Annotated in this window: 7 protein-coding genes and 1 pseudogene; 7 read left to right on the top strand and 1 reads right to left on the bottom strand. The window is 72.1% G+C overall.

Annotation, left to right across the window (positions count from 1 at the left end; genetic code table 11):
* Nucleotide 1 precedes the first annotated feature (1 nt).
* From ACWEPL_RS20905 to ACWEPL_RS20885, 5 genes are all read left to right on the top strand, one after another.
* On the top strand, nucleotides 2-3,079 hold the full coding sequence (locus ACWEPL_RS20905) for a non-ribosomal peptide synthetase (RefSeq protein WP_452437171.1): 3,078 nt from the start codon (nucleotides 2-4) through the stop codon (nucleotides 3,077-3,079).
* Between the two features lie 130 nt (nucleotides 3,080-3,209).
* The gene (locus ACWEPL_RS20900) at nucleotides 3,210-9,494 is read left to right on the top strand and encodes an amino acid adenylation domain-containing protein (protein WP_452437170.1); all 6,285 of its coding nucleotides are present in this window, start codon (nucleotides 3,210-3,212) and stop codon (nucleotides 9,492-9,494) included.
* Nucleotides 9,491-15,013: an amino acid adenylation domain-containing protein gene (locus tag ACWEPL_RS20895; RefSeq protein ID WP_452437169.1), complete on the top strand. Its 5,523-nt coding sequence runs from the start codon at nucleotides 9,491-9,493 to the stop codon at nucleotides 15,011-15,013. Before ACWEPL_RS20900 ends, ACWEPL_RS20895 begins: the two co-directional genes overlap by 4 nt.
* Nucleotides 15,010-16,080, top strand: a complete 1,071-nt coding sequence (locus ACWEPL_RS20890; protein ID WP_452437168.1) for a saccharopine dehydrogenase NADP-binding domain-containing protein — start codon at nucleotides 15,010-15,012, stop codon at nucleotides 16,078-16,080. The genes ACWEPL_RS20895 and ACWEPL_RS20890 overlap by 4 nt, the downstream gene beginning before the upstream one ends.
* Entirely contained in the window at nucleotides 16,077-17,111 is a 1,035-nt protein-coding gene (locus ACWEPL_RS20885; protein WP_452437167.1) for a Gfo/Idh/MocA family oxidoreductase, read from the top strand. The genes ACWEPL_RS20890 and ACWEPL_RS20885 overlap by 4 nt, the downstream gene beginning before the upstream one ends.
* Nucleotides 17,112-17,153: 42 nt before the next feature.
* Here the strand turns inward: ACWEPL_RS20885 and ACWEPL_RS20880 are convergent.
* Nucleotides 17,154-18,337 (bottom strand): annotated as a pseudogene (locus ACWEPL_RS20880) (RNA-guided endonuclease InsQ/TnpB family protein); the annotation flags it as partial.
* Nucleotides 18,338-18,486: 149 nt separating this feature from the next.
* On the opposite strand from ACWEPL_RS20880, the gene ACWEPL_RS20875 reads away from it, so the two are divergent.
* Together ACWEPL_RS20875 and ACWEPL_RS20870 are read left to right on the top strand one after the other, a co-directional pair.
* A complete protein-coding gene (locus ACWEPL_RS20875) occupies nucleotides 18,487-19,230 on the top strand; it encodes a thioesterase II family protein (RefSeq protein WP_363979406.1) in 744 nt (247 codons plus the stop codon).
* A gap of 11 nt (nucleotides 19,231-19,241) precedes the next feature.
* Nucleotides 19,242-20,216, top strand: coding sequence for a methyltransferase (locus ACWEPL_RS20870; RefSeq protein ID WP_363979409.1), 975 nt, complete (start codon nucleotides 19,242-19,244; stop codon nucleotides 20,214-20,216).
* Nucleotides 20,217-20,348: the final 132 nt, after the last annotated feature.

Genomic DNA, 20,348 nt, shown 5'->3' with positions numbered 1-20,348 from the left:
CATGGAGCAGATGCTGGGTCAGCGCGCCTCGCGCAAGGAGCAGGCGCTGTGGATGCTGGAAGAGCTGGTCCCCGGTACCGGGGTGAACAACCTGGGCGTGGCGTTCAGCGTGGCGAGACTGCCTAGCCGCACCCTCATGCTGGACGCGATCAACCACGTCCTGCGCCGGCACGAGATCCTGCGCACGGTCTTCGGGATCGAGGCCGAGGGCATGACGCGGGAGGTCCTGCCGCCCGAGTACGCCGAGCTGCGCTTCGAGGAGGGCGGCCGGGGAGCCACGCGCGAGTGGCTGACGGAGTTCGTGGCCCGGCCGTTCCGGCCGGACGGCGAGCTCCTGGTGCGCGCCGCCGTCCTGGAGGAGGAGGCGGGCGAGGTCTACTGCCTGGCGATCCATCACTCGATCTTCGACGGGCTGTCGTCCGCGCTGCTGATGAACGAGCTCGCCGCGACCTACAACGCCCTCGCGGCGGGCGAGTCGCCGCCGCGCGACACCGTGCCGGCCTGGGAGGAGCCGGCCTCCGACCCGCGCAGCCGGGAGTTCTGGCACGACAAGCTGGACGGGTTCCGCGCCGACGAGCTGGACCTGTGGTGCGAGCAGCCGGAAGCCTCGCAGGTCACCCTCCTGGGCGACGTGGTCAACTGGGAGCTGTCCCCCGCCGCTCGCGACGCGGCGCGGCGGATGCAGCGCGAGCTGCGGGCGCCGGAGTCGGTCGTCCTCATGGCCGCGTACGGCGTGCTGCTCGCCGCCCACGGCGCCGGCCCCGATCTCACCATCGGCTCGCCCATCAGCGTGCGGACGCCCGAGGCCGCCACCCGGCTCGGCTACCACATCAACGTGCTCACCCTGCGCACCCGCGTGCAATGGGCGAACAACTTCCGCACGTACACGCGGCTCACCCGCCGCACGTTCATGGAGGCCATGTCGCACGCCGACCACCCGGTGGACGACCTGCTGGAGATCGTTCCGCGCGACGGCTGGCGCAACAACCTCTTCCGGCACACCTTCAACTACGTGCCCGCCGACCTGTCCGCCGAGTTCATGCTGGGCGGGCTGCGGGCCGGGCAGGTGGTGATCGAGAACGGCTTCAGCAAGTTCGACCTGGAGTTCTTCGTCACCTCCACCCCCGAGGCGATCAGGATCAGGACCGCGTTCTGCGTGGACGTCCTGGACCGGGCCGACGTGGAGCTGCTGCTGGCCCGCTTCGACGAGCTGCTCGTCACGCTCGCGGAGCAGCCCGACACGCCGCTCGCGGACCTGCCCGTCTGGTGCTACCAGGACCGGGCGGCCATCGAGCTGGCCAACGCCACCGAGCGCGCCGTGACGCCGGCGACCGTACTGGACAAGATCGCCCGCCAGGTCTCCGCCGCGCCGCCGGAGGACACCGACGCGGTGCTCGACGGCGAGCGCCGCGTCGGGTTACGCCGCCTGTGGGCCGCAGCCGAGGCCACCCGCGACGAGCTGCGGGCCGCCGGCGTGGGCAGGGGCGACGTCGTCGCGCTGCTCGCGCGGCGCGGTCCCGAGCTGGCCGCGGCCGCCGTCGGCGTGTGGCTCGCCGGGGCGGCGTACCTGCCGCTCGAACCCGACCACCCGCAGCAGCGGCTCGACTACCAGCTCGACGACGCGGGCGCCGCCGTGGTCCTCGCGGGCGAGGGGATCGTCGTCTCCGGCGACCGTACGGTCCTGCCGCTCGTGCCCGTCGACTCGGTGACCCCGGTCTCCGGCACGGTGACGGCGTTCAGCAGCGTCAGGCCGGAGGACTGCGCGTACCTCATCTACACCAGCGGCTCCACCGGGCTCCCCAAGGGCACGCTGATCGACCACTACAGCCTCGCCAACCTGATCGCGCACTTCGCGCACCAGCTGGCCGTGAGCGCGGAGGACACCGTGCTCTGGCTGACCACGTTCAGCTTCGACATCTCCGCTCTGGAGCTGTTCCTGCCCCTGACGACGGGCGCGCGGCTGGCCGTCGCGCCGGACGACGCCCGCACCCAGGGCGAACCCCTCGCGGAGGCGCTGCGGCGCTACGAGGTCACCGTCGCCCAGGCCACGCCGACCACCTGGCGCCTGGTCATCGACCAGGTGGCCGGGCAGCTGGCCGGCCGCCGCGTGCTCTGCGGCGGCGAGCCGATGCCCGCCGTCCTGGCCAAACGGCTGTCCGCGACCGGGTGCGAGCTCTACAACGTGTACGGCCCCACGGAGACCACGATCTGGTCCACCTCCGGCCGCATCGACCCGGTCGCCGACCGCGTCGACGTGGGCGTGCCCATCGCGAACACCAAGGTGTACGTCTCCGCCCCCAACGGCCGCCCGCTGCCGATCGGGACCCGGGGCGAGCTCTGCATCGCCGGCGACGGGGTGGCCATCGGCTACCACAACCGCCCGGAGCTGACCGCCGAGCGGTTCGGCGAGCACCCCCAGTACGGCCGGTCCTACCGCACGGGCGACCTGGCCCAGTGGACGTCCGACGGCCGGCTGGAGATCCTCGGCAGGCTCGACCGCCAGATCAAACTGCGCGGCAACCGGATCGAGCTCGCCGAGGTCGAGGGCGTGCTGCTGACCCACCCGGACGTCAGGGCCGCCGCGGTCGTGGTCGTCGGCGACCCCAGCGCCGACGCCGTCCTGTGGGCCTTCGTGGTGGCGCCGGAGCGCCCCGAGGTCACCTCGGAGCTGTGGGAGCACGCCAGCGCCTCCCTTCCGTACGCCGCGACCCCCCAGGAGTACGTGACCGTGGACGCGTTCCCGATGACGGGCAACGACAAGGTCGACTACCCCGCCCTGCGCCGCCTGGCCACGGAGCTGCGCGACGCCGAGAACAGCGTGGAGGAGGAACTCCCGTCCGAGAGCGGGGACGAGCTGGTCGACTCCCTGGTGGCGCTCTGGAAGGTCATGCTCAACCGCACCGATCTCGGCCCCAACAGCCACTTCTTCGCGCTCGGCGGGCACTCGCTGCTGGCGGTCAAGCTGCTGCAGGAGATCAAGCGGGAGACCCAGATCCGGCTCAAGCTCAAGGACATCTTCGAGGAGCCGACGCCGGCCGGCCTCGCCCGGAGGCTGCAGGCGGCCAACGCGAACCTCTGACGAACCCGCGGCCGGGTCCGCACCCGGCCGCGGGCGTGATGCAGGCACTACTCGATAGGCGGGTTCTCTCGTGTCGGACAAAGCCGTCGTTCCCCATGCCCCTTCCACCTCTCCGCCGACCCTCGACTCGATGCGCGCGGACATCGCGGGCCAGCTCGACCTCGACCCCTCGGCGGTCACCGACCACGCCGACCTGATCAGCCTGGGGCTCGACTCGCTCCGCGCGATGCGGCTGGCCGGGCGTTGGCGGCGCGCCGGGGCCGGCATCGCGTTCAGCGAGCTGGCGACGGAGTTCACGCTCGCGGCCTGGTGGTCGCTGGTCAGCTCGCGACTGTCCCCGGCCGTGGAGGTCCCCGCGCCGGAGCCGGTCGTGGACGAGGCGGCGCCGTTCCCGCTCACCCCGGTCCAGCTGGCGTACTGGATCGGGCGTGGCGACGGGCAGGTCATCGGCGGTGTCGGCTGCCACGCGTACCTGGAGTTCGACGGTTCCGGCATCGACCCGGCGCGGCTGGAGCGGGCCGTACGCGCGCTGATCGACCGGCACGGCATGCTCCGCGCGATCTTCCACGACGACGGCACCCAGCAGATCACGGACATCAGCCCCTGGCCCGGCCTGACCGTGCACGACCTGACGGAGCTCGGGGAGGAGGCCGCCGAGGCCGTCAGGGAACGGCTGTCGCACCGCCGCTTCGACGCCTCCAGGGGCGAGGTCTTCGACGTGCGGCTGTCGCTGCTGCCGGGCGGCCGCTCCAGGGTGCACTTCGAGGTGGACTTCCTGGTCGCCGACGTGCTCGGGCTGCAGATCCTGCTGCGGGACCTGGCCATGCTCTACCTGGACCCGGACCGGCCGCTCCCTGAGTTGGCCTGCTCGTTCCCCCGATATCTCGCGGCCCGCGACGCCGAACGCGCGGCGCGGCGCGCACGGGACCAGGAGTACTGGCGCGGCCGCCTGGACGAGTTCCCCGGCGCGCCCCAGCTGCCCCTCGCCGTGGAGCCCGGCCGGATCGCCCGGCCCCGGTTCGTCCGGCGCGAGAGGTGGCTGTCCCTCGACTCGTGGCGGCGGATCCAGGAGCAGGCCCGCGCGTACGGGCTGACCCCCGCCATGGTGCTGGCCACCGCCTACGCCGAGGTGCTCGCCGCGTGGAGCGGCGAGAAGCGCTTCCTCCTCAACCTGCCGCTGTTCGACCGGGACGAGACCGTGCATCCGGACGTGGCCCACCTCGTCGCGGACTTCACCAACCTGATCCTGGTGGCCGCCGACCTGTCCGAGGCGCAGCCGTTCGCCGAGCGCGCCAGAACCCTGCAGGCCCGCTTCCGCGCCGACGCGCGGCACACCGGGTACTCCGGCGTCGAAGTGCTCCGCGACCTCGCCCGCGGCGGCGAGCACACCGGGGCTCCGGTGGTGTTCGCCTGCAACCTGGGCACCGAGCTGATCGTCCCGGAGGTACGCGAGGCCTTCGGCGCTCCCGGCTGGATGATCACGCAGACGCCGCAGGTGTGGCTCGATCACCAGATCAACGAGTACGACCATGGGCTGCATCTGGCGTGGGACGCGGTGGAGGAGTTGTTCGCGCCGGGTGTGTTGGATGTGATGTTCGCCGCCTACGGGGAGTTGCTGGCGTGGTTGGCGGAGGGGGATTGGTCGGTTGCTGCTCCGGTGGGGTTGCCTGTTGATCAGGCGGTGGTGCGGGAGCGGGTGAACGCTACTTCGGGGCCGTTGCCTGAGGGTGTTTTGCACGAGGGGTTCTTCGGGTGGGCTGCCCGTGAGCCTGATCGTGTGGCGTTGATCGGTGATGGCCGGGTGGTGTCGTATGGCGCGTTGGCGGATCAGGCGTTGCAGGTTGCGGGGCATCTACGGGCGGTTGGGGTCTCGACGGGCGATGCGGTGGGGGTTGTGCTGCCGAAGGGGCCCGATCAGATCGCGGCGGTGTTGGGTGTTCTTGCCGCTGGTGGGGTGTATGTGCCGGTGGGGGTGGATCAGCCGGTCGCGCGGCGGGAGCGGATCTTGTCGCGGGCGGGTGCGTGCCATGTCCTGACTGGTCTGCCTGGGGAGTCACAAGGGTTGGCCGAGCCGGTGATGGTCGCGCCGGATATGTCGGCGTATGTGATCTTCACGTCGGGTTCGACGGGGGAGCCGAAGGGGGTGGAGGTCTCTCATCGGGCGGCGCTCAACACGATCGAGGACATCAACCAGCGCTTTGGCGTGGGTCCGGACGATCGCGTCCTGGCGGTCTCGGCGTTGGATTTCGACCTGTCGGTGTATGACATCTTCGGCCTGCTGTCCGTGGGTGGCGCGCTGGTAATGCCCGAAGAGAGCGAACGGCGTGATGCCCAACGCTGGGCGGAGCTGTGCGCCGCGCACGGGGTGACGATCTGGAACACCGTCCCGACCTTGCTCGACATGCTCCTGCACACCACGGCTCCGAGTCTGCGCCTGGCGTTGGTGTCAGGTGACTGGGTGGGCCTTGACCTGCACGCGCGTCTGGCCGCCCAGAGCGAGTGCCGGCTGGTGGCGTTGGGCGGCGCGACGGAAGCGGCGATCTGGTCGAATGCGTGGGAGGTGGATCGGGTCCCGGCGCATTGGACGTCGATCCCATACGGATTGCCGCTGCGTAATCAGCGCTACCGAGTGGTGGACGGGCGCGGCCGGGACTGCCCGGACTGGGTGGCGGGGGAGTTGTGGATCGGTGGCGCCGGTGTCGCCATCGGTTATCGGGGTGATCCGGAGACGACGTCGGCCAAGTTCGTCGAGAGCGGTGGCGAGCGGTGGTATCGGACCGGGGATCTGGGTCGGTACTGGCCGGACGGGACGCTGGAGTTCCTGGGGCGGGCTGATCATCAGGTGAAGATCCGGGGGCATCGGATCGAGCTGGGGGAGATCGAGGCCGTCTTGGAGGCGTCTTCGCAGGTGGCCCGTGCGGTGGCGGTCGCGGTCGGGGATCGGCGGCAGCGCCGGTTGGCTGCTTTCGTCACCCCTGAGGACGTCGATCTCGACAAGCTGCGTTCGTTCCTGTCCGATCGGCTGCCCGGCTATGCCGTCCCGCCGACGATCGCCGCGCTGGACCGGCTACCACTGACCGCCAACGGCAAGATCGACAGAAGTGCACTCACCGCCCTGGTCATCGAGACAGCGGAGAGCACCGTCCAGGAGCCGCCCGTAGGACCGGCCGAGACCGTGCTCGCCAAGATCTGGTCCGACCTGCTCGAACTCCCGGCCGTACAGCGCACGGACAGCTTCTTCGCCCTCGGCGGCGACTCCCTGCTCGCCACCCGCATGATCGCGCGCCTGCGTGCGGAAGGCGTCGCCGACGCCAGGCTGAGCCTGCTGTTCGAGACGCCCGTGCTGGCGGACTTCGCGGCCACCTTCACCGTGGGGGAGGCGGTTGCGCCCGCTCCCGTGCTGGTCCCGGACGTCGAGCACCGGCACGACCCGTTCCCGCCCACCGAGGTGCAGCGGGCCTACTGGCTCGGCCGGGCCGAGCACTTCACGCTCGGCGGCGTCGGCTGCCACTTCTACACCGAGTTCGACGGCGACATCGACCTCGAACGGCTGGAAACGGCCTGGAACCTGCTGATCGAGCGGCACGAGATGCTGCGCGCGGTCTTCGACCAGGACGGGCTCCAGCGCATCCTGCCCGAGGTGCCGCGCTTCGCCATCGCCGCCGTCGACAGCGTCGAACAGCTGCGCGAGCAGATGTCGCACCAGGTGCTGGACGTGTCCAGCTGGCCGCTGTTCGACGCGCGGGCCGCCCGCCACGACGGCGGGGTACGGCTCGGCGTCAGCTTCGACAACATCATCGTCGACGCGCTCAGCATGATGGTCTTCTTCGCCGAACTCGACCAGCTCTACCACGACCCCGACACCGTCCTGCCGCCGATCGAGGTGTCGTTCCGCGACTACGTGCTCGCGCAGGAGCCCGATCCCGCGGTCTTCGAGACGGCCAAGGAATACTGGGCCGCCCGGCTGCCCGAACTGCCGCCCGCCCCGAGATTGCCACTGCGCGTGGACCCGGCGATGATCGACCGGCCCCGGTTCGCTCGCCGCGAGCTCCGGATACCGGCCGAGCGGTGGCGTACGATCACGGATCTGGCCAGGCGGCACGAGCTGACCCCCGCCACCGTGCTGGCCGCCGCCTTCGGCGAGGTCCTGGGCAGGTGGAGCGGTCAGGAGGCGCTGACGCTCAACCTCACGCTGTTCGACAGGCGGGAGGTCCACCCCGACATCCACCGCGTGCTCGGCGACTTCACCTCCCTCCTCCTCGCCGGCTACCGGTCGGGACCCGGCTGGTTGGACGGGGCACGCGGGCTGCAGGAAGAGGTGTGGCGCGGGCTCGAACATGGCGAGGTGTCGGCGGTCTGGGTGATGCGGGAGCTGGCCAGGCGGAGCGACTCGATCGAGATGACCATGCCGGTCGTGTTCACCAGCACGCTTGGCGTCGCCGGCGGCGGCGCGTTCGGCCCCTCCTTCGCCGAGCAGGTCTGGGGAGTGTCGCAGACCCCGCAGGTCTGGCTGGACAGCCAGGTGGGGGAGGTCGAGGGCGATCTGCTGGTCCGGTGGGACGCGGTGGAGGAACTGTTCGCGCCGGGTGCGCTGGATGCGATGTTCGCCGCCTACGGGGGGTTGTTGGAGTGGCTGGCTGAGGGGGATTGGTCGGTTGCCGCTCCGGTGGGGTTGCCTGCTGGTCAGGCCGTGGTGCGGGAGCGGGTGAACGCCACTTCGGGTCCGTTACGGGGAGGCGTTTTGCACGAGGGGTTCTTCGGGTGGGCCAGCCGTGAGCCGGATCGTGCGGCGTTGATCGCTGACGGTCAGGTGGTGTCGTATGGCGCGTTGGCGGATCAGGCGTTGCAGGTCGCGGGGTATCTGCGGGCGGCTGGGGTCTCGACGGGCGATGTGGTGGGGGTTGCGCTGCCCAAGGGACCGGATCAGATCGCCGCTGTCTTGGGTGTTCTTGCCGCTGGTGGGGTGTATGTCCCGGTGGGGGTGGATCAGCCGGTTGCCCGGCGGGAGCGCATCCTGTCGCGAGCGGGTGCGCGCCATGTCCTGACTGGTCTGCCTGGGGAGGCGGGGCGGTTGGCCGAGCCGGTGATGGTCGCGCCGGATATGTCGGCGTATGTGATCTTCACGTCGGGTTCGACGGGCGAGCCGAAGGGGGTGGAGGTCTCTCATCGGGCGGCGCTCAACACGATCGAGGACATCAACCAGCGCTTTGGCGTGGGTCCGGACGATCGGGTCCTGGCGGTCTCGGCGTTGGACTTCGACCTGTCCGTCTTCGACATCTTCGGCCTGCTGTCGGCGGGCGGTGCGCTCGTCCTGCCGCAGGAGGAGGAGCGGCGGGATGCGCAGGCTTGGGCCCGATTGTGCGCCGCGCACGGGGTGACGATCTGGAACACCGTCCCGACCTTGCTCGACATGCTCCTGCACACCACGGCTCCGAGTCTGCGGCTGGCGTTGGTGTCAGGTGACTGGGTGGGCCTCGACCTGCACGCGCGGCTGGCCGCCCAAAGTGAGTGCCGATTGGTGGCGTTGGGCGGCGCGACGGAAGCGGCGATCTGGTCGAACGCGTGGGAGGTGGATCGGGTCCCGGCGCATTGGACGTCGATCCCTTACGGGTTGCCGTTGCGTAATCAGCGGTACCGGGTGGTGGATGGGCGTGGCCGGGACTGCCCGGACTGGGTGGCGGGGGAGTTGTGGATCGGTGGCGCCGGTGTCGCCATCGGTTATCGGGGTGATCCGGAGACGACGTCGGCCAAGTTCGTCGAGAGCGGTGGCGAGCGGTGGTATCGGACCGGGGATCTGGGCCGGTACTGGCCGGACGGGACGCTGGAGTTCCTGGGGCGGGCTGATCATCAGGTGAAGATCCGGGGGCATCGGATCGAGCTGGGGGAGATCGAGGCCGCCTTGGAGGCGTCTTCGCAGGTGGCCCGTGCGGTGGCGGTCGCGGTCGGGGATCGGCGGCAGCGCCGGTTGGCTGCTTTCGTCACCCCTGAGGACGTCGATCTCGACAAGCTGCGTTCGTTCCTGTCCGATCGGCTGCCCGGGTATGCCGTCCCGCCGACGATCACCGTACTGGACCGGCTGCCGCTGACCGCCAACGGCAAGATCGACAGGGGAGCTCTGTCCACCCGGCTGGAACCTCTGCCGGATGACGACCCCCCACGCCCGGGCACGGAGGCGCTGCTCGCCGAGCTGTGGGCCGAGCTGCTGGAGATCCCGCCGCCGGGCCGGGGCCAGAGCTTCTTCGCCCTCGGTGGCGACTCCCTGCTCGCCACCCGTTTCGCCGAGATCGTACGGCGGCGGCTCGGCGTGGAGCTGTCCCTGCGCCGCTTCTTCGCCACTCCCACCATCGCCGACTGCGCCGAGGCGATCGGCCTGACGGCGGACGACACCCAAGAGACGGAAGAGGGCGTGCTGTGACCCAGGCACCGGCCGTACACGAACTCATCGCCGACATGGAGGCCGCCGGGATTCGGCTGTGGGAGGACGACGGCAGCCTCCGCTTCCGGGCGCCCAAGGGAGCGCTGACCGAGGATCGGCGCGCGGCGCTGATCGGCGCGAAGCCCGAGATCATCGCGCACCTGCGCCGCGAGTCCGAGGCCGAGACGGTCCGGCCCGAGCCCGAACGCCGCCTCGACCCCTTCCCGCTGACCGACGTGCAGCAGGCCTACCTGCTCGGCCGCAACGACGCGTTCGGCTACGGCGGAGTCGCCTGCCACGGCTATGTCGAGGTCTCCTTCCCCCGGCTCGACCCGGAACGGGTGCAGGCCGCGTGGCGCGCCCTGATCGCCCGTCACGACATGCTCCGCGCCGTGATCCACCCCGACGGCCACCAGCAGGTGCTCGCCGAGGTCCCCGGCTACGAGGTCCGCGTGACGGACCTGCGCGGCACCGACCCGGAGGAGCGGCTCGCCGCCGTCCGGGAGGAGATGGCGAACACGGTCTATCCGGCGGGCAGCTGGCCCCTGTTCGAGCTGCGGATCTCGCTCACGGATCGCGGAGCCCTCCTGCACGCCTCGATCGACCTGCTCATCGCCGACTACGTCAGCATCCAGCTGCTGCTCGGCGAGCTGCACCTGCTGCACGAGAACCCCGACGCCGACCTGCCCCCCGTCCCGGTCAGCTTCCGCGACTGCCTGCTGGCCCTGCGCGCGCAGCGCGAGAGCGCCCGTTACGACCGGGATCGCGCCTACTGGTGGCAACGCATGGACGACCTGCCGCCCGCGCCCGAACTGCCCGCGCTCGACCAGGCCGCCGTGGACGCCCGGTTCGGGCGGTGGGAGAGCAGGGTGGAGCCGGCGGAATGGGCGCGGTTACGCACCCGGGCCGCCGCGGCCGGCATCACGCCGTCGCAGGCCGTGCTGGCCGCCTACGCCGAGGTCATCGGGAGGTGGAGCCGGCGGCCCAGGTTCACGCTCAACCTGACGCTGCTCGACCGCCCGCCGCTGCACCCGGACATCGACCGGGTCGTCGGCGACTTCACCACGCTCAACCTGCTCGCCGTCGACACCACGCCCGGCCGGTCCTTCGCCGAGCGCGCCCACGCCATCGGCCGGCAGCTCTTCGCCGACATGGAGCACCGCCGCTGCGGCGGCATCGAGGTCATACGGGAGCTGGCCCGCCGGCGCGGCCGGGACGCCGCGCTGATGCCGGTGGTGTTCACCAGCGCCATCGGCCTCGGTCGTGACGACGCCGAGCACGGCACGCCGGAGTACGGAATCAGCCAGACGCCCCAGGTGTGGATCGACTGCCAGGTCAAGGAGCACCGCGACGCGCTGCTGGTCAACTGGGACGTGCGCGCGGGGGTGTTCCCCGAAGGGCTCGTGGACGACATGTTCGCCGCGTTCACCGCGCTCCTGGACGGCCTGTCCTCGGACGAGGCCTGGTCGTCGCAGGACCCCGTCGAACTGCCCGGAGCGCAGGCGCGCCGCCGGGCCCTGGCCAACGCCACTGCCGCGCCGCTCCCGGACGGGCTGCTTCACGAGGAGGTCGTGGCCCAGGCACGCCGCACGCCGGAACGAACCGCCGTCGTCACGGGCGCCGGTTCGATCACGTACGGCGAGCTGCTGGGCCGGGCCGCCGGGGTGGCGCGGGCGCTGCGCGAGGCGGGGCACCGGCCCGGTGAGATCGTCGCCGTGGTCATGGACAAGGGGGTCGAGCAGGTCGTGGCCGTGCTCGGCACGCTGCTGGCCGGCGGCGCCTACCTGCCGGTCGACACCGGGCAGCCGCCGGCGAGGCGCGACCGCATCCTCGCCGACGCCTCGGCCCGCCTGGTGCTCACGCAGTCCTGGCACGCCGAGCACGACTGGATCGCCGTCGACACCCTCCCGCCGACCCCCGCCGAGCACGACTGGATCGCCGGCCACGCCGAGGACGGCGCTCGGCGGCACCCTGACGATCTGGCCTACGTCATCTACACCTCGGGCTCGACGGGCGTGCCCAAGGGCGTGATGATCAGCCATCGGGCCGCCCGCAACACCATCGACGACATCAGCGCCCGCTTCGGCGTCGGCCCGGACGACCGCGTGCTCGGGCTGGCCGGCCTGGGGTTCGACCTGTCGGTCTACGACATCTTCGGACCGCTCGCCGTCGGGGCGGCCCTCGTGCTGCCGGACCCGTCACGCCGGGGCGACCCGCTCCATTGGGCCGAGCTCGCCGCCGGGCACGGGGTCACCGTGTGGAACTCGGTGCCCGCGCAGCTCCAGATGCTCCAGCACTACCTGGACGCGGAGCCCACGGTGGAGCTGCCCACGCTGAGGCTGGCGATGCTGTCGGGCGACTGGATCCCGGTGGCGCTGCCCGGCCAGATCCGCCGCCGCGTGCCGGGACTGGACGTGATCAGCCTGGGCGGGGCCACGGAGGCCGCGATCTGGTCCATCTACCACCCCGTCGGCGACCCGCTGCCCGGCTGGGTGAGCGTCCCGTACGGCAAGCCGCTGGCCAACCAGACCTTCCACGTGCTCGACGCCGCCATGCGGCCCTGCCCGGACTGGGTGCCGGGAGAGCTGTACATCGGCGGCGCCGGCGTGGCGATCGGTTACTTCGGCGATGAGGGCAGGACCGCCGAGCGCTTCGTGCGCCACCGTGGCGAGCGCCTTTACCGGACCGGCGACCTCGGCCGCTACCGGCCCGACGGCAACATCGAGTTCCTCGGCAGGGAGGACTCCCAGGTCAAGATCCGCGGCCATCGGATCGAGCTGGCCGAGGTGGAGACCGCGCTACAGGCACACCCCGCGGTCGCGGCCGGGACCGTGATCGTGGACGGCGACCGCGCGCTGGAACGCCGCCTGATCGCCTTCGCCCAGGCCGCCGCCCGCAAGGACGACGGCGCACCGGCCGCGGAGGCTGAGCGGGGCGACGCGCCGGACGCAGGGGCTGAGCGGGGAGGCGCGCCGGACGCAGGGGCTGGGCGGGATGGCGTTCCGGACGCGGGGGGAGGGCGGGATGGCGGGCTCGATGTCGCGGGTGCGGCCGAGGTCGCGGCGGTCGCGGCCCTGGAGGGCGTCGACCTGGCGCGCGTCGTGGCGGTGGCCGAGACGCTCGACGAGATCGCGCTCGCGTCGATGGCGGCGGCGCTCCGTACGGGCGGCCTGTTCACCACCGAGGACGGCCACGGCCTCGAGGAGATCCTGGCCGCCGCGCGGGTCGCGCCGGACCACCACCGGCTCGTCCGGCGCTGGCTCACGGCGCTGCACGAGCGCGGACGGCTCGACCGCGACCCCGATGGGCGGTACCGGAACCTGCGGGGGGACACCGGCGTGGAGCCGCTGTGGCGCCGGGTCGGGATCCTGGCCGAAGGGCTCGACTACGGGGCCGAGCTGATCAGGTTCCTGCGGGTCAGCACCACGCACCTGTCCGAGCTGATGCGCGGCGAGCTCGACGCCCGCGAGCTGCTGTTCCCCGAGGGCGACGTGGGGACGGCCGAGGGCGCGTACAAGGACAACGTGCTCAGCAGGTACGTCAACCGCATCGTGCGCGCGGTGGTCGGCCGCGTGGCCGAGCACCACACCGGCGGGCCGCTGCGCGTCCTGGAAGCGGGCGCGGGCGTGGGCGGCACCAGCGCCGAGCTGATCCCCGAGCTGGCCGGACACCAGGTCGAGTACGTCTTCACCGACCTGTCGCGGTTCTTCCTCACCCAGGCCGGCGAACGGTTCGCGGACCACCCGTGGGTGCGCTACGGCCTGTTCGACATCAATGCCGACTACCGCGCCCAGGGCTACGAGCCGAACTCCTTCGAGGTCATCCTCTGCGCCAACGTCCTGCACAACTCCCACGACGCCGCCGCCGTGCTGGCCAGGTTCCGCGAGTTGCTGGTGCCCGGCGGGTGGCTGGTGTTCATCGAGACCACCCGCGAGCACGTCCAGATCATGAGCTCGATGGAGTTCCTGATGAACCCGCACGACTACGCCGACGTGCGGCAGGGCCGCGACCGGACGTTCGTCACCCGCGACGAGTGGCTCGACCTGCTGCGCGGGGCGGGCGCCCGTACCCTCGCCTGCCTGCCCGGGCCGGGCGACCCGCTGGCGTCCCTCGGGCAGTGCGTCTTCGCGGCCCGCTTCCCCGACGACCGGGAGCGGATCGACCTGGCGGAGCTGCGGGCGTTCCTCGCCGAGCGGCTGCCCGACTACATGCTCCCGGCTCATGTCCAGGTGGTCGACGAGCTGCCGCTGACGGACAACGGCAAGATCGACCGGGCGCGGCTGCGTACCCTCCTGCCCAGCACGACAGGAGAGAGCGCGCCCGGCGGCGAGGAGCCGCGCGACGACCTCGAACGGCGGCTGGCCGCCCTCTGGGCCGAGCTGCTCGGGCTCCCGCGCGTCCACCGCGACCAGGACTTCTTCGCGCTGGGCGGCGACTCCCTGCTGGTCACCCGCCTGGCCGGGCGGGTGCGCGAGGAGCTGGAAGAGGCGAGCGGCTTCTACTGGGACAGCCTGGTCCGCCAGCTCGTCAACCAGCCGACCGTCGCCGCGCTGGCGGCCCACCTCCGCCAGGCCCGCGACGACCGTGAACAAGGGCTGCCGCGAACGCACGCCAGCCCGCTGGTTCGCCTGTCCGGGGACGGGACGAAGGGCGGTTCGGTGCGGGTGCTGCTGCACGACGGCACCGGCACCCTGACCCCGTACCGGGCGCTCGTCCCCGAGCTCTCCGGGACGCCGCTGCTCGGCCTCGTGATCAACGACGCGGAGCGCTACCTGGAGCTGGACCCCGCGCAAACGGTGGAATCGCTGGCCGGATCGTACGCGCGGCTCCTGATCGAGGAGGGCGCGGCCGGCTACCACATCGTGGGTTACTGCATGGGCGGCCTCATCGCCACCGAGGTCGCCCGCCGGCTCACCGAGAGCGGCGCGGTGGTCGACGGGCTCACCGTCATCAGCAGCTCCCGCTTCCCCTACCGGGTCAGCGACGAGCTCATGCTGGAGTACGGCTTCGCGCAGGCCTGCGGCCTGGACCCGGCGCGGCTCGGCCACCCCGGCGGAGACCTCGCCGGGGCCCTGCGGGTGGTGCTGGGGTCGTCGCCCGGACACGTGCCCGAGGGCAGCCTGGCCGCGCTCGCCGGTAGCGCGGATCCCGGCCTCGCGCAGATCGGCCGCCACTTCGCCGAACTGGCCGCCACCTCCCCCACTGACCGGCTGGCCGCCGTCGCCCGTGCCCTCGGCCATCCGCAGGAGCGGGTGGAGCTGGCCTACCGGGTCTTCCGGCAGAGCTTCACGGCCGTCACCCACTACGACCCGGAGCCGTACGCGGGCGACATCACGTTCCTCCGCCAGCGCGGCGTCACCAACCTCGTGCCGACGTTGCAGGACGACATGACGGACTTCTGGCAGAACCTCTGCCTGGGTCGGCTCACCGCTCTCGACATCGAGGGCGACCACTTCAGCTGCCTCGGCGGGCCGTACGCGGCCGACGTGGCGAAGCTGGTGACCGAGGTGACCGCGTGATCGGCGTGCTCGGCGGCTACGGCGCGGTCGGCGGCACCGCGGCCCGCCTGCTCGCCGATCACCCGGGGCTGCGCGTGGGCGGGCGGGACGGGGCGGCGGCCCGGCGGTTCGTCGACGCGGAGCTGGGCGGGCACGGCGAGGCGTGGCAGGTGGACGCGCTCGACGCGGCCGAGCTCGCCCGCTTCTGCGCGGGCTGCCAGGTCGTCGTGAACTGCGCGGGCCCCTCCTACCTCCTGCGGGACCGGGTGGCGCGGGCCGCGTTCGCCGCCGGGGCCGACTACGTGGACGCCGCCGGTGACGCCGCCGCCTTCGCCCAACTGGCTGGGACGGGCACGCGGGGACGTACGGCGGTGCTGTCGGCGGGAATGCTCCCCGGCCTCACTGGACTCGTGCCCCGCCACCTGGCCGCCCTCGCCTCCCCGAACGCCGGGCTCCGGCTGGACGTCTACACCGGAGGGCTGGACCGGCTCACCCCCGCCGCCGCCGGTGACTTCCTGCTGGCCGGGCAGGAGGAGCGGGGCGCCGCGCTGGCCGCGTGGCGTGACGGCGCCAGGGTCTCCCGCGCCCTGACCCCCGTCCACGACGTCCAGCTCCCCTACTTCCCAGGGCCGGTCACCGCCTACCCCTACCTGAGCGCCGAGGCGGAGCGGGTGGCCGGGGAGCTCGGGCTGGCGGAGGCCCGCTGGTACAACGTCATCACCGGCGACGGCGTCCTCGCCGCCGCGAGCGCCGCCGGCCAGGCCGCGGACCTGACACGCGCGGCCGAGCTCGAACTGGCCGGGCGCACCCCGTACTACGTCCTGCTCTTCCAGCTCAGTGGCCCGCACGGCACCCGCACCCTGGCACTGCGCACCCACGACTCCTACGCGCTCACTGCCGGGGTCGCCGCGCACGCGGCCATGGCGGTGCTCCGCGGCGAGGTCGCCGCAGGGCTCCACCAGGCCGACGCCGTGCTCGACCCGGCCCGGGTGCTGGCGGACCTGGAGCCCGTGGCGAAGATCGAGATCACCGAGGCGGTGGCGCCGATCGACCTGGTCGCGCCGGTGTTCGAGGAGGGCGCGCTGTGAAGCGGGTGGTGGTGTGCGGGACCAAGTTCGGCCAGATCTACCTCTCCGCGCTGCGAGATGGCCCCTTCGAGCTGACCGGCGTCCTCGCCCGCGGCAGCGCCCGATCCGCCGCGTACGCCGAGGAGTACGGGGTCCCGCTGCTCACGGACCCCGACCAGGTGCCCGAGCTCGCGGACCTGGCCTGCGTGGTCGTACGGTCGGGAGTCGTCGGGGGAGAGGGCAGCGAGCTGGCCGGCGCCCTGCTGGCCCGCGGCGTGCACGTGCTGCAGGAGCATCCGCTGCACGCCGACGAGCTGGCCCGCTGCCTGCGCACCGCCCGGACCGCCTCCGCCGTGCACCACGTGAACACCCTGTACGTCCACCTCGACCCGGTACGCCGGTTCATCGAGACCGCCCGCCGCCTGTTCGAGCTTCAGCGGCCCCTCTACGTGGACGCCGCCTGCAGCGTCCACGTCGCCTACGCCCTGTTCGACATCCTCGGCCGGGCTCTGGGCGCGTTACGCCCGTGGACGTTCACCGCCACGGCCCCCGGCACGCCCTTCACCTGCCTCACCGGAACGGTCGGCGGCGTGCCGCTGACCGTCCGGGTGCAGAACCAGATCGCCCCCAACGACCCCGACGCCCACCTGCACCTGCTCCACCGCGTCACCGTGGGGACGGAGGGCGGCAGCCTCACCCTCGTCAACACGCACGGCCCGCTCGTGTGGAGCCCCCGCATGTACGTCGGCCGCGACGCCGACGACCGCTTCGACACCGGCGCGGCCCACCTGCGCCTGCCCAGCGCCACCACCATCGGACCGGCGCACGCGCCTACCTTCCACGACATCGTCACGTCCGTGTGGCCCGACGGCGTCCGGCGGGCGCTGTCGGAGCTGCGCCAGGACGTCGAGGAAGGGCGGGATCCGCTGCGCCAGGGCCAGTACCACCTGACGCTCAGCCGCCTCTGGCTCGACGCCACCGCCGCGATCGGCCGGCCCGAACTGCTGGTCCAGACGGCACCACGACCCCTGTCCGCCGCGGAGCTCACTTGACCTCCTCCCCCTCGCGAACGAGGGGGACTCCAACCGTTGCCGGTTGGCCTTCTGCTTCACCGCCGGTCGCCCGCCCGAGAGGACTCTCGTTGAGGTCTTACACCAGCTCCACAGGCGTTTCAGCTCTCCGCCAGCCCGGCGGCGAGCACGTTGCGCGCGGCGTTGACGTCCCGGTCGTGGACCGCGCCGCAGCCGCAGGTCCATCCCCGGATGTTCAGCGGCAGCGCTTCTTGCAGGGTCCCGCAGGCCGAGCACAGCTTGGAGGAGGGGAACCAGCGGTCCACCGCCACCAGCGTGCGCCCGTACCAGGCGGCCTTGTACTCCAGCATCATCCGCAACTCGCGCCAGGCCGCATCCGAGATGGCGCGGGCCAGCGAGCGGTTCTTGACCAGGTTGCGGACCGTCAGGTCCTCCACGGCGATCACTTGGTTCTCGCGAACAAGCCGTGCGGTCACCTTGTGCAGATGGTCCCGGCGCCGGTCGGCGATCCGGGCGTACACCTTCGCCACGCGCAGCCGGGCCTTGGCCCGGTTGTTCGATCCCTTCTCCTTACGGGCAAGCGATCGCTGAGCACGGGCCAGCTTGCGCCGGTCGGCACGCTCGTGACGCGGGTTGACGATCTTCTCACCGGTCGAGAGCGTGGCCAGCGCCGTGATGCCCGCGTCCACCCCCACCGACGCCTCGACCGGCGGCAGCGGCGAGATCTTCTCCTCGACCAGGATGGACACGAACCACCGCCCGGCCGCGTCCCTCGACACCGTGACCGTGGACGGCTCGGCCCCCTCGGGCAGCGGACGCGACCACACGATGTCCAACGGCGCGTCCATCTTCGCCAGAAAGAGTCGGCCCTGGCGCCAGCGAAACGCCGAACGGGTGTACTCCGCACTCGCGCGCGCCTTCTTCTTGCTCTTGAACGTCGGGTACTTCGCCCGGCGCACGAAAAAGTTCGCGAACGCCGCCTGCAGGTGCCGCAGTGCCTGCTGCAACGGCACCGACGACACCTCACCCAGGAACGCCAGCTCGGGCGTCTTCTTCCACGCCGTCAACGCCGCGGAGGACTCCACATAGGAGACCCGCCTGCCTTCCAGGGTGTAGGCGCGGGTCCGCTCCTCCAGCGCCTTGTTGTAGACCAGGCGCACGCAACCGAACGTCCGGGCAAGCTCGCCGGCCTGCTCGGGGGTCGGGTAGAAGCGGTACTTGTAGGCCCGCTTCACCAGCTGCACCACGCCTCACATTCTACAAAGCGATCAGTTAATTACTGCCCGGTTGTCGTAGACGGCGGTCCGCTCGACGGCGAATCACCTGCTCCTGCCCTGCTCCGCAGGAGCCCCATTCCTTCCCCGCCTGAAAGCGGGGGTCTCCTTGGAAGTAACAGATGAACTGGTTCCACTGTTACCGGCCCAGGCCGTACGCCGGGCTGCGGCTGTTCTGCTTCCCGCACGCGGGCGGCTCCGCGAGCTTCTACCGGAGCTGGCACGGGGACGCGCCGCACTCCGTCGAGGTACGCGCCGTGCAGTACCCGGGACACGGCGATCACCGCGCCGCCCCGCTCGTGGACGACGCCGTCCACCTCGCCAAGCTGGTCACCGACGCCATGGCGCCGCTGCTCGACCGGCCGGTCGCGCTGTTCGGGCACAGCATGGGGGCGCTGATCGCATACGAGGTGGCCCGCGCGCTGGAGGCCAGGGGCAGGGGCGTGACGCACCTGTTCGCCTCCGGCCGGCACGCCCCTCACGAGCACCGCCCCGGCGACACGCACGCCCGCTCCGACGACGAGCTGGTGGACGAGCTGGTCCGGCTCGGCGGCGTGGACCGGGAGCTCATGGACGATCCGGACATCCGCGAGCTGACCCTGCCCGCCGTACGCAACGACTACCGGGTCGACGAGACCTACCGGCACCGGCCGGGCGGCGTGCTCGCCTGCCCCGTCACCGCGCTGCTCGGGAGCGACGACCCCGAGGTGACCGCCGGGCAGGCGGCGCGATGGGGCGAGCTCACCAGGGACCGATTCGCCGTCCGCGTGATGGAGGGCGACCACTTCTACCTCGTGCCGCGGCAGGGCGACGTGATCGCGGAGCTGTCCCGCGCCGTCGCCACCGCGTGGCCGTCCACACCCTGAGGAAGGATTCGATGGAGCAGGATCTGATGCGCATCCTCACCGGAGGATGGGTGGCGCAGGCGACCTTCGCCGCGGTGCGCCTGGGCGTCGCGGACGCGCTCGACGGGCGGCGCCTGGCCCCCGAGGAGATCGCCGAGGAGGTCGGCGCGCACCCGGACGCGCTGCACCGCCTGCTACGGCTGCTGGCCGGTGTGGGCCTGGCCGACGCCGACGCCGACAACAGGTACGGGCTGACCCCGATGGGGGCGCAGCTGCGCGGCGACGCGCTGGGCCCGCTGGCAACCCTCTACGGCGAGGACTATTTCGCCTCCGCCTGGGACGGCCTGGCACACGCGGTCCGCACCGGGGAGCCGGCGTTCGAGCACGTCCACGGCGAGCCCGTCTTCGCGCACCTGGCCGGTGACCCGGGCAAGGCGGCCGTCTTCAACCGGGGAATGGCGGCGGGCGCCTCGTTCTTCCGCGGCGTCCCCGACGCCTACGACTTCTCCGGCGCGCGCCGGGTGGTCGACCTGGCCGGCGGCACCGGCGCCCTGCTGGCCACGGTCCTGCGGAGCAGCCCCGCGGCGCGCGGCGTGCTGTTCGACGTGCCGGACGTGGTCGAGGCCGCGCCCGCGCACCTGGCGCGGATGGGCGTGCTGGACAGGTGCGAGCTGGTCGGCGGCGACCTGTTCGACGCCGTGCCGGAGGGCGGCGACGTCTACGTGCTCTCGCGCATCCTGCACGACTGGGACGACGAGCGCTGCGCCGTCCTGCTGGCCAACTGCGCCAAGGCGATGGAGCCGGGGGCCGAACTGCTCGTCGTCGAACGCGTCGTCGGCCAGGACTCGTACCTGCCGCTCGCGTACGACCTGCACATGATGGTGATGACCGGGGGACGGGAGCGCACCGAGGCGGAGTACCGCGCGCTCCTGGAGGAGGCCGACCTGACCCCCGGCAGGCTGCTCGACCTGCCGCTCGGGATGCGGCTGCTCACCGCCACCCGCTGAAACCGGGCCGAACACCACGAAGGCGCCGGGCTCCTGGGCCACTCCCCCATCCGCCGCACGTCGCCGGCCGAGCGCAGGTGCTCCGACAGCTCGCCGGCCAGCTCCAGCACCGCGGCGGTGACCGACGGCGGG

It is taken from the genome of Nonomuraea sp. NPDC004186 (genome assembly GCF_053603495.1).
The sequence above is the reverse complement of the archived record's forward strand: the minus strand, read 5'-3'. Positions and strand labels throughout refer to the sequence as shown.